This is a genomic window from Blautia sp. MSK18_10 (genome assembly GCF_020553185.1).
Classification (GTDB): Bacteria; Bacillota; Clostridia; order Lachnospirales; family Lachnospiraceae; genus Blautia_A; species Blautia_A wexlerae.
Genome location: NZ_JAJCGT010000064.1, coordinates 1 through 9,600, shown reverse-complemented (window position 1 = coordinate 9,600; position 9,600 = coordinate 1). Strand labels below are relative to the sequence as shown.

The following is a 9,600-nucleotide window of genomic DNA, read 5'->3' as shown; positions in this document are numbered from 1 at the left end:
GTAAATACCCGTGACTGGACTTTCACCAGTAAGATTAGTGCCATGCTCGGCACACAAGAAAAGCAGGAAACCTTTCAAAGATTTCCTGCTAAATCAAATATTAAGTAGGTGCAAAAAGTCACAACACAAACATGTTAGTAAAATGGTGTTACTGCCATTTCCGAGTGAAAGATTGGTTTGTTCAAGCCATATTTTTTTACGACATCATATACTACATCCTCAAACCACTTAGGCGCATACGACGAAATATAGATTGCTACAATCAATTTTTCAATATCTATATCCTTTTCGATGCCGCTACTATTAGCTTTTTGCACTTTTACGACAGCTCTCACCTCTTGTTCATATTCAAATGATTTTCGCTTGTACCAATACGCTCCATTTACAGCAGAGAAGCGTTTTGTAAAATCAATATACTGTACTTTTCCTATTTGTATGGACGGGTCTTTTCCAAGTGCTTCATATAGCTGCTGGCAAGTTGTTTGAATTACAAGCGCATTTTTTACATTTGTAGAGTATAGCTTCCACATAGCCTCGGATTCATATTGATCACAATGCCAGCAGCTTACAAATGTGTTTTTCCTTTCAAACTTACCTCCAGTTTCCATTTCAGATAGTAGTCGCACAGCATTTTCTTCTATGTATTGGTCGGTTAAGTCTTTTGGATTCATACCCGGAGCAGTTTGTATCGCCTGCTTGAAAAAATCAAGATAAAAATTATCCCATTTTTCTTTTCTCTCTGCAATTCCCTTTGCTCCTTCAAATATATCCTCAAACGATTCTAATGATGGAAAATATAGCTTTTTCTTTCCAATCAAAGAAATGAACTTGCTTAAGTCCATATATCGCCAGAGTTTGGCTGTTGGCAAAACCTCCTCATATTTTGGTTTCATCCAGTAATAGCGAACAACGGTTTCAGAAAGTAGCTGGGAACAGTCATCACAAAGTACCACTGGAGCTTTATCTGCAAGATAACCTAAGTGTGCCGTCATGCCATCTTGGAACTGCTTTCCACAATTGGTACAAGCTTTTCTGTGTTCATTATAGTAAATATCCAATTCGCGAGTGTGTTGATGCGTCATTTCTTGCATAACTTTCACCTCGGTTTCTTTTGGCATATTATAACAGAAATTATCGCATTTGGGAATACAGATGTTCCTTGAGTTGATATAAAAAGCACATAGGGAGTGCATTCGCCCCCCTATGCTTGCCTTGTTAGTGTCTTAGCTTCTGTGTTCCACGCGGTAATTGACGTATTTTCCGCCGGTATCGGCCAAAAGCACCGTCCCGTCATAGGTTTTGCCGGTTTTCATAGAATAGAGGCCCTTTACCTTTGCTTTTCCGTCTTTGAGCAGTGCGGCGGCGATCTTCGGGGTGAACACTTTCCTGCGTTCCTCAAAAAATCGGTCATTCTTCCACATGACAAATTGACAGGCCCGGTTTCCACAGTAGTAATTTTTCCTGCCCTCGTAGACGGCCTCGCCGCAGCGGGGACACGTCCCAATTGCCACGCGCTCGGCCTGAAACAATTTCTGTTTATCCTCGCTGATGCAGGAATAGGTTTTCACTAGCTCCCGCGTCATGGCCTCAATACCTGCCATAAACTCGTCCGGGTCAGCCTGCCCCTTGGCGATCTCGGTCAGACGGCTTTCCCATTCAGCGTAAGTATGTAATCATCCGTATCTGTTTTTTCGATTTTTATTCTGGTACAATCTCTTTAAAAATCAGGAGGTATTCTATACACTATCCAGTTTAGCGGTCTTAATTACAAGAGCGATTGTTTTCTGTGTTACTTCCTCTTGCATAAGTACCTCCGATCTGCATCTTCCTGTGTGTATGCTCCGCTAAGGCGGAACATACAGCCGATGTAATAAATACCTCATAATTCTCCTTTCCGCTTCTGGACATCGTGTCCAAAAGCAATAAAAAAAGGACAGCTACAAATCTCTCGACTTATAACTGCCCTGACGCTGTTATATATATTATCTATAAAATTATTTTCTATTGTATTCTTATTTTTTTCAGACAATTATCATCATTCGAATAAATCTCATTAACGCAATTATCAGCTAGCTTCTGATTGCAATTTTTTACAATAGAAACAAATTCTTGATTCAATGGTATATGTATATTATGATTTACCTCTGCCATTTCACTTAATTTATGTGTTACTATCAGCTGAATTGCAATTCTTGGAGAAATCGGATAATGGAATATAGTCATTTTATCCATTTCAGTTCCCGTCAAGTTTATTATTGGTGTATCACCCGTGACAAACGGAACATCAGTTTTATTTTCAAAAAGCAGAATACTAGTACTAAAATTCTGTGTTATATTCAATGCCATTCGTTCAGCAAAATACGTGGCTACCATATTTACATAAAAATTAGTATCTAAATCCTTTAATTCCTCTCTTTCCTTTTTAAGTTCTTCAATATTAGCTACAGTATCATTTCGAATTCTCGGCGAACGAAAATATTGCATACAAAAAAACCTATGAAACTCATACTTTAAATCATCTTCCTCAGAATCTTCTTGAAAAAACTCACTTACCATATTTATAATTTCTTCATTGGACAGCTGATTTTCTTGAAACAATATACTATCCACCATGCATTTCTGAAGTTTATCCAACACTATTTGCCTCTTACTTTCCCTGTAAAAAGAAAAATCCCCATTAGATAGCTTATCAAGAAAATTCCACTTGTTATCTATATTTTCATATGGACACATTATTCGCTTTTCAATAAAGTCTCTTTGCTCCGCAGCTTCTGAAAATATCTTAGGCTCGATTCCAATTTTAACAAGCTCCTTTTCCTGCATATGTGCTAGAAATTGCTCCAAGATTATTTTATCTTTTTCCTGAAATCCGGTCACATCATAATAATACTTCTCAAACCCAATGTTTTGGAGCTTGCAAAATTCTATACGCTCTTGTTTGCCTCGAATCAATTTTCGCAAAACAAATAATTTCCCATTAAATCGATCACCACTATCTGTCCATCTTGTGAGATATTCTCTCCAAATGTAATGTTGCTTTTTTACTGTATCGCTCATAATCATTACCTCTTCTTAAAACTCTCATAGTCTAATTCTTGATACAACATTCAACGTTTGCATTGAATTTTCAACAAATTACTGTTTCAAACTACAAATTGTAAAATTCACTAGCTTCTTTCATTTGAATTCTACTTTTCTGAATACCAGAATCCATCAAGTTTTTATATGTTCTATCTTTTTCTTCTTTGTTAAAAAAATATACAATCCAATTAGATTGACGATGTGTGCAATTCTCTATATATCTGAAATATGGCAAATCTACTTCTGCAACCGAATGACCAATAACATATATTTCATCTATATTCTTGTTACTAACCCTCGATAGTTTATATACATAACGGTTGACATCCTTATATGTGCTCTCATAATAGTCTCTTATCACTTTACATATACTTATTTCTTTTTCATCATACATACGTCCTGCTTCTTCAAGTCTTTCATCTATCTGCTCAATTCTTTCAATATTTCCGTGTCCTAACACCGGATCACATTCATGGTCTCGTAATGAACCATGAATGTGTATTATTCTTCCTTCACTTATTCCATACACTCGTTCTAATACAGCCGTATAATTAAATGTAATATATAATGCTTCTTGAAAATTATTAATCAATGATGTTTTAGGTTTCACATCTCGTATTCTGATTGTTCTAACCCATTGTTTAAGGTATTTAGCCAACCGTTCTATATACTTATATTCTTCCGTAAAGTATTCGTATAAAGTATCTTCTATGCCAACATCTCCACTTTCCAAAGCTATATCCATTTGCAAAGCATCATCTATAATAACGTCTTCATCAATGTTCGCTAAATTCTTCTCTAATTCATTCCACAAAAGGTTTTTTTGAGCCTCCTCGTAATTTGCTGGATATATATAATAATGGCTTTCAAACGCATACAAAAATTCCGGATACATATTTTTCAAATAAGTTCTGAAATCCCAGTACGATGTATTTAATCCATGCCCTTTATCAAACCCATTTCCAATAATAAATAATTTCATTCGTTACCCACCTTCAACACAATAAATGCTAATAAATTCAGCATACATATATTTTTCTTGACAAGAAACATTATCTAATATCAACGCCTGAAACAAAACATCCCCCACCTTCTCCAGCCTTACCATTCCATACTCTTTTTCCGTAAAGCCTTCAATCTGCATCCCCTGTATGGCAGCTTCTTTTCTCGCCACTAGACAATGCGTATACAATGCCATGATATACTTATCTGACATCAAAAAGGCGCATGTTTCATTTCCTTGATATGTATATCGGCATTTCTCCAGATTTTCTTGCGATATATCAAAATAACATCTGACCGTTTCCAGATATACATCTCCATTGTACTGCGGCTTTAGCTTCTTTGCATACCTTCTTATTGTTGCAAATATATTATTTCTCTCTACGGCTGTCTTTGTTCGCTTGAATACTGGCTTTTTTCCTCGCAGGTCCATATAAACATTATTTAGGATAGTCTTTCCGGCATACTGCTTGAAATCACCTATCCGCAACAAATACGATAACACCTCCAGCAATTTCTCTTTTGATGTTATCTCCTGATACAAATAATCTCCAAATTCAATATGATCCAGCTTCAAAGGGCAGCTCCCCTTCGCTATCTCACGCTCCATTACCCTGTTAATATCTCTCATTGATTCCATCTATATATCTCTCCTTCCCGCTTCTGGACATCATGTCCAAAAGAAAAAAGAGCAGCTATAAGTTTTTTTGCTCATAGCTGTGTTGATGGCAACTTTAGATGGCAATACAAAGACTTTGTTGCCTGTCTCTGAGTTACCCTGTATACTGTCATTAATACAGTAAAGAAAGGGATCCCAGAGCATCCTCCTGACAAGACGTATACTCTGGGATCATGGTTTTGAAACCATGATTATTATATCAGATTATTCCGTTTCGTACAATGAGGAAGACGATATTTTTAATTAAAAGCAGTGCCATATCCTACTGTCCAGTCTGTATGGAAGAACTCTCCTACAGGGATTCCTGCAAAAGGATCCTGCTACAGGAAGGGCATGAACGTCATGTCTGTATCATCCGCCGGATGAAATGCACGAAATGTGGAATCCTCCACCGGGAACTGCCAGATTTTCTGGTCCCATACAAACATTACACTGCTGAAGTCATATCCTGTGTCCTGGATGGGCAGGTTACCCCATATGATGAAGATTCTGCGGATTATCCATGTGAGATGACCATGCACCGCTGGCATCACTGGCTGATGAAGAATACGTTAAGGATAGATGGCTATTTAAGGTCTGTCAGCCACCGTCTGCCGGGATTCAGTGAGGAACTGCTGATGTCCGGCGTGCCGCTGCTTGAAATGCTCCGCAGTTCCCTGTATAACTGGCTGGAAACAATACTGAGGTTCATCTATGATTCCGGTGGTTTTCTTGTCCCGTAATACATTTTCCTTATGCACCGGCTTTGTTTTGCTGTCATCCGTAAAGATATGGTAAGTTCCTCTCAAAGGAGGAATTATTACTATGAATACAAGCAAAGATAACAAATGGCGCAACGGGAAAGCCCTGGAACGCTACACGCTGATCGCACCATTACTGGAAGGCTCCCTTGATCCGGCAAAACGTCTCCAGATGAGGGAGGACATCGCATCCAGGAACGGGATCTCCCTGCGGAGCCTGTACCGTTATGAAGCTGCTTTCAAAAAAGAGGGATTTTCCGGACTGAAACCGGCAGAGCGTCCGAAACAGCATTCCGCAAAGCTGCCGGATAACTTTAAGGAGATCCTGGAACAGGCAGTCCAGCTGAAAAGGGAAGTGCCGACACGGTCTGTAAACCAGATCATTTACATCCTGGAACTGGAAGGCTGGGCACCTGCGGGGACACTGAAACGCTCCACCATGCAGAGGCATCTCTATAATGCCGGATTCGGACAGAAACAGATGCAGATGTACCGGGATGCCCGGAACAGTTCATCCAAACGTTTCTGTAAACCACACCGGATGATGCTGATACAGGGGGACATCAAATATGGGATCAAACTCCCCATTGGAAAAAACGGTGCAATGGTACAGACGTATCTGTCCTCAGCCATTGATGACCATTCCCGTTACGTACTCCATTCAAGGTTTTATGATAACCAGGAGGAATCCATCGTGGAAGATACTTTCCATAAAGCCATACTCAAGGCAGGAAAATTTGATGCCTGCTACTTTGATAACGGTTCACAGTACATTGCCAGACAGCTGAGGTCCCTGTCCAGGCTTGGGATCACGATCCGTCATGCCCCTGTCCGGAGCGGGAAATCAAAGGTAAGTGCGAAAAGTTTCATCAGATCGTAGATAGATTTCTGGCGGAAGTAAAAGTGCACAACATCCGGACACTGGAAGGACTGAACCGTCACTGGAGCAACTATCTGGAAGAATACTACCATACTTCCCCGCACGCAGGGATCCGGGAATACTATGAGAGTATGGGTGTGTCGGTGCCGGAAGGAGGGATCTCCCCGGTCCAGGAATGGAACCGGGATTCCAGACCGCTTACTTTTCTGGATGCTTCTGTGGTTGCGGAAGCCTTCCTGCACCATGAGGAACGTCTGGTGGACAAAGGTGCATGCATCAGTTTCAGGGGAAAGAAGTTTGAGACCCGCCCTGCCCTGATCGGCTGCACCGTCGGGATCGCATATGATCCCATGGTGCCGGAAATCCTGACGGTCTCTTACCACGGTATGGAACCTTTTACGGCGCGTCCTCTTAAGATAGGCGCTTTCTGTGATAAGAACCCGGCCCTCCCTGTATCCATGCAGCCAAAAGAAGCGGAATCTTCCCGCCTGCTGGATGCCCTGGAAAAGAAACAGGCACAGTCCATGCAGCGCCGGGCAGATGCGATCTCGTTTGGCAGCTACAGAAAGGATGGTGGGGATCATGTATAGATCTTTTTTTGAAATGGAACGTATGCCATTTGTCCGTGATGTCCCGATACAGGAACTGTATGAATCCCCTGCCATGTCGGAAGCCCTGTGAAGGCTGGCCTATGCAGCTGACCGTCAGCTCTTTGCAGTTATCACGGCAGATGCCGGATGTGGAAAATCCACACTCCTGAGACGCTTTTCCGGGAGTCTGTCAAAAGATGAGTACCTTTTTCTGTATCTCTCTGATTCCAAACTGACCCCACGCTGGTTTTATAAAAGTATGCTGGACCAGCTGGGGATCGAATCGAAGTTTTACAGAGGGGATGCAAAACGCCAGCTCCAGAAAGAAGTGGAGATCATCCGGGGTGTACAGAAAAAGAAAGTTGTCTGCATTCTGGACGAAGCACATCTCCTGGAAAAGGAAACGATCGAGGAGTTCCGTTTTCTCCTGAATTACAGGTTCGATTCCATGAGTCCCATGGCGCTCATACTGGCAGGACAGACAGAACTGTGGGACAAGCTCCGACTGCAGCGGTATGCGGCAGTAAGGCAGCGTATTGATATCAACTGTGTCCTGCCACACTTTGACAGGGCAGAAACCGAAAAATATATCTTATCACATCTGGTCTATGCCGGGGGAAGGCAGGATATCTTCACAGACAGGGCACTGGACGATATCTATAAAGAATCTACCGGGATCCCGCGGCGTATCAACCGCATCTGCGAAAAAAGCCTGATGTATGCCAGCCAGCAGGGAAAACGCCTGATCGATGAACATCTGGTGCGTTATATCATTGAACACGAAATGCTGGGAGGCGATGTCTGATATGGGATCCTATTACCAGTGCAGCGATCCGGACAGCAATGAAAAAAACTGGACCGGTCATATCCGTCCATTAAATATAAACAGAAATGAGTTTGAGGTGACCGCCCGTGGAAGCACTTTCCATCTGCTGGTAGGAAAACATGCATATGGAAAGTATCTGTGTATTCCCAACTGGGGGATCGGCACAGAAATATCGTCTCTGTCGGACTGCTTCTGGAACAGGGAACGCCTTGAACAGGACTATCCAGAGCTGTCAAAAGTGGACATCATCAGTATCGTAAAAGCGCTTGAAGCACTCAGCTCATATGTAACATTGTAAATGAAACAGATAATCCGGCAGGAAATCTGCCGGATTGTACAAAAATGCCAATGACACAAAACTTGGCAGATCTGTGACATGGGAGCAAATCTGATTAGTGACAAACTGAGAAATCAGCAACAATAGCTGCTCTAACGCTGTTTAACTTTATATCAATTTATTATCCTTCTTAAAATATTAAATACTATTATATCCGCATTCTATCATCAACTCTTTAATTTGTTGTAGATAATTAACATAATACCCACTCGAATATGCTTCATTACAATTTGTTCTTATCCACTGCAATTTTTCATATAATGATATATTAGTTTCATACCGTGTCTTATATTTTACATAATATGAATTTTTTACTTTCTGTCTTTTTAGTGCCTTACCCCATTTTTTTGCTTCCTTATAGCACTCTTTTTCAATGCAATATGATGGTACTTTTAATCTCGCAATATATTTATCCGAAGAATAATAAATATCACTCAAATAAGCTATCTGCATATCTAAAGACTGATACACATACCGAATATCTTTTATCCTTTTAGTATTTCTTTCACTTTGCTTGAATTGAAAAATTGTATCAAATATTACAACTGTCATCATGCTTTCTTTCAGTGTGTCCAAAAAATATTCTTTAACAATATTCATATCAATATATGTAAAGGTTTCTTTATTAATTTTAGCAACAAAAGCAAATATGTTTGATACGATATAATCCGTCAACCCATCTGAAAAAATGGATGTCATTGCAATCAGATATACTATTGCTGATGCAACATAAAAGCCCTTTCTATACTTAAATTTCGTTAAAGACACAATACAAATCACAACAAACGAAAGATACATCGCCATTTGCAATATATTATCATCCAACTTTGCCATATTGTGTATATATTCTGAAAGACATTCAAGAGAGCTCCCTTTATTTTTTAAATAATCAATATAAATATTATTCTCTTTTGCAACCGCTAATACTTCCTCAATATGTTCATCTAAAAACAATCGAAGTTCATAATTATTTGAAGAAATAATACAACTATCAACAACTTCCTGAAATCCATCAATTTTTTCATTAAAGTCAGAAAGAATTCCTGTTTCTTCAGCCTCTGCTGAAAAATAAATATCATCTGCATACATATTATCACTTGCATGTCTACAAAAAATTGTTGGATCAACTCTTTTTATCAAAAAGAAAGTTCCGAAATAGAATAACCTCAATCCAAATGTTAGTATAATTACAATAAATAAACTCCAAATCCCAAATTTGCCAAGTTTAGTATCAATCATCCTCACCAGCCCTTTCGCATAATAAAAATGCCCTTATTTTTTACTCATGCCATTTTATCAACCCAAGTACTTCTACAAAATATACCTTCTTGACTTCAAACAATAACTATCTCTTGATATATATCGACACTTTTATATATTTCCATACATATTTGAAAATATCAATTGCCCGTGAATTACTCGGTAACTGAGTTACCAGAGCATCTGAATTAAGGCGGGATACCGC

10 protein-coding genes and 1 pseudogene are annotated in these 9,600 nt (G+C 39.6%); 5 read left to right on the top strand and 6 right to left on the bottom strand.

The features are described 5' to 3' along the window. Window positions 1-134: 134 nt before the first annotated feature. The 5 genes and pseudogenes from LI074_RS16070 to LI074_RS16050 all read right to left on the bottom strand — a co-directional run bounded on the left by LI074_RS16070 (window position 135) and on the right by LI074_RS16050 (window position 4,723). The gene (locus LI074_RS16070; RefSeq protein ID WP_173681776.1) at window positions 135-1,091 is read right to left on the bottom strand and encodes a hypothetical protein; all 957 of its coding nucleotides are present in this window, start codon (window positions 1,089-1,091) and stop codon (window positions 135-137) included. Window positions 1,092-1,223: 132 nt separating this feature from the next. Further along, window positions 1,224-1,661: pseudogene (locus tag LI074_RS16065) on the bottom strand (DNA topoisomerase III); the annotation flags it as partial. Between the two features lie 340 nt (window positions 1,662-2,001). After that, a complete protein-coding gene (locus tag LI074_RS16060; protein ID WP_173681775.1) occupies window positions 2,002-3,057 on the bottom strand; it encodes a DUF4238 domain-containing protein in 1,056 nt (351 codons plus the stop codon). A gap of 91 nt (window positions 3,058-3,148) precedes the next feature. Next, window positions 3,149-4,063: a bacteriophage abortive infection AbiH family protein gene (locus LI074_RS16055; RefSeq protein WP_173681774.1), complete on the bottom strand. Its 915-nt coding sequence runs from the start codon at window positions 4,061-4,063 to the stop codon at window positions 3,149-3,151. Window positions 4,064-4,066: 3 nt separating this feature from the next. Continuing rightward, window positions 4,067-4,723, bottom strand: a complete 657-nt coding sequence (locus LI074_RS16050; RefSeq protein ID WP_173681773.1) for a hypothetical protein — start codon at window positions 4,721-4,723, stop codon at window positions 4,067-4,069. A 317-nt stretch (window positions 4,724-5,040) separates the two neighbouring features. Here LI074_RS16050 and LI074_RS16045 point away from each other — a divergent pair, with 317 nt between their 5' ends. From LI074_RS16045 to LI074_RS16025, 5 genes are all read left to right on the top strand, one after another. Then, complete coding sequence (locus LI074_RS16045; RefSeq protein WP_173681772.1) at window positions 5,041-5,484, top strand: DUF6431 domain-containing protein; 444 nt, start codon at window positions 5,041-5,043, stop codon at window positions 5,482-5,484. An 82-nt stretch (window positions 5,485-5,566) separates the two neighbouring features. Continuing rightward, a complete protein-coding gene (locus LI074_RS16040) occupies window positions 5,567-6,382 on the top strand; it encodes a DDE-type integrase/transposase/recombinase (RefSeq protein WP_243246356.1) in 816 nt (271 codons plus the stop codon). A gap of 23 nt (window positions 6,383-6,405) precedes the next feature. After that, window positions 6,406-6,972, top strand: a complete 567-nt coding sequence (locus LI074_RS16035) for a hypothetical protein (protein ID WP_243246344.1) — start codon at window positions 6,406-6,408, stop codon at window positions 6,970-6,972. 94 nt (window positions 6,973-7,066) lie between these two features. Further along, window positions 7,067-7,777: an ExeA family protein gene (locus LI074_RS16030; RefSeq protein WP_320443426.1), complete on the top strand. Its 711-nt coding sequence runs from the start codon at window positions 7,067-7,069 to the stop codon at window positions 7,775-7,777. Between the two features lies 1 nt (window position 7,778). Then, window positions 7,779-8,096 (top strand): DUF6618 family protein, encoded by a 318-nt coding sequence (locus tag LI074_RS16025; protein WP_173681771.1) that lies wholly within the window; start codon window positions 7,779-7,781, stop codon window positions 8,094-8,096. 177 nt (window positions 8,097-8,273) lie between these two features. On the opposite strand, the gene LI074_RS16020 is transcribed toward LI074_RS16025, so the two are convergent. Then, entirely contained in the window at window positions 8,274-9,374 is a 1,101-nt protein-coding gene (locus LI074_RS16020; protein WP_173681770.1) for a hypothetical protein, read from the bottom strand. Between the last annotated feature and the right edge of the window lie 226 nt (window positions 9,375-9,600).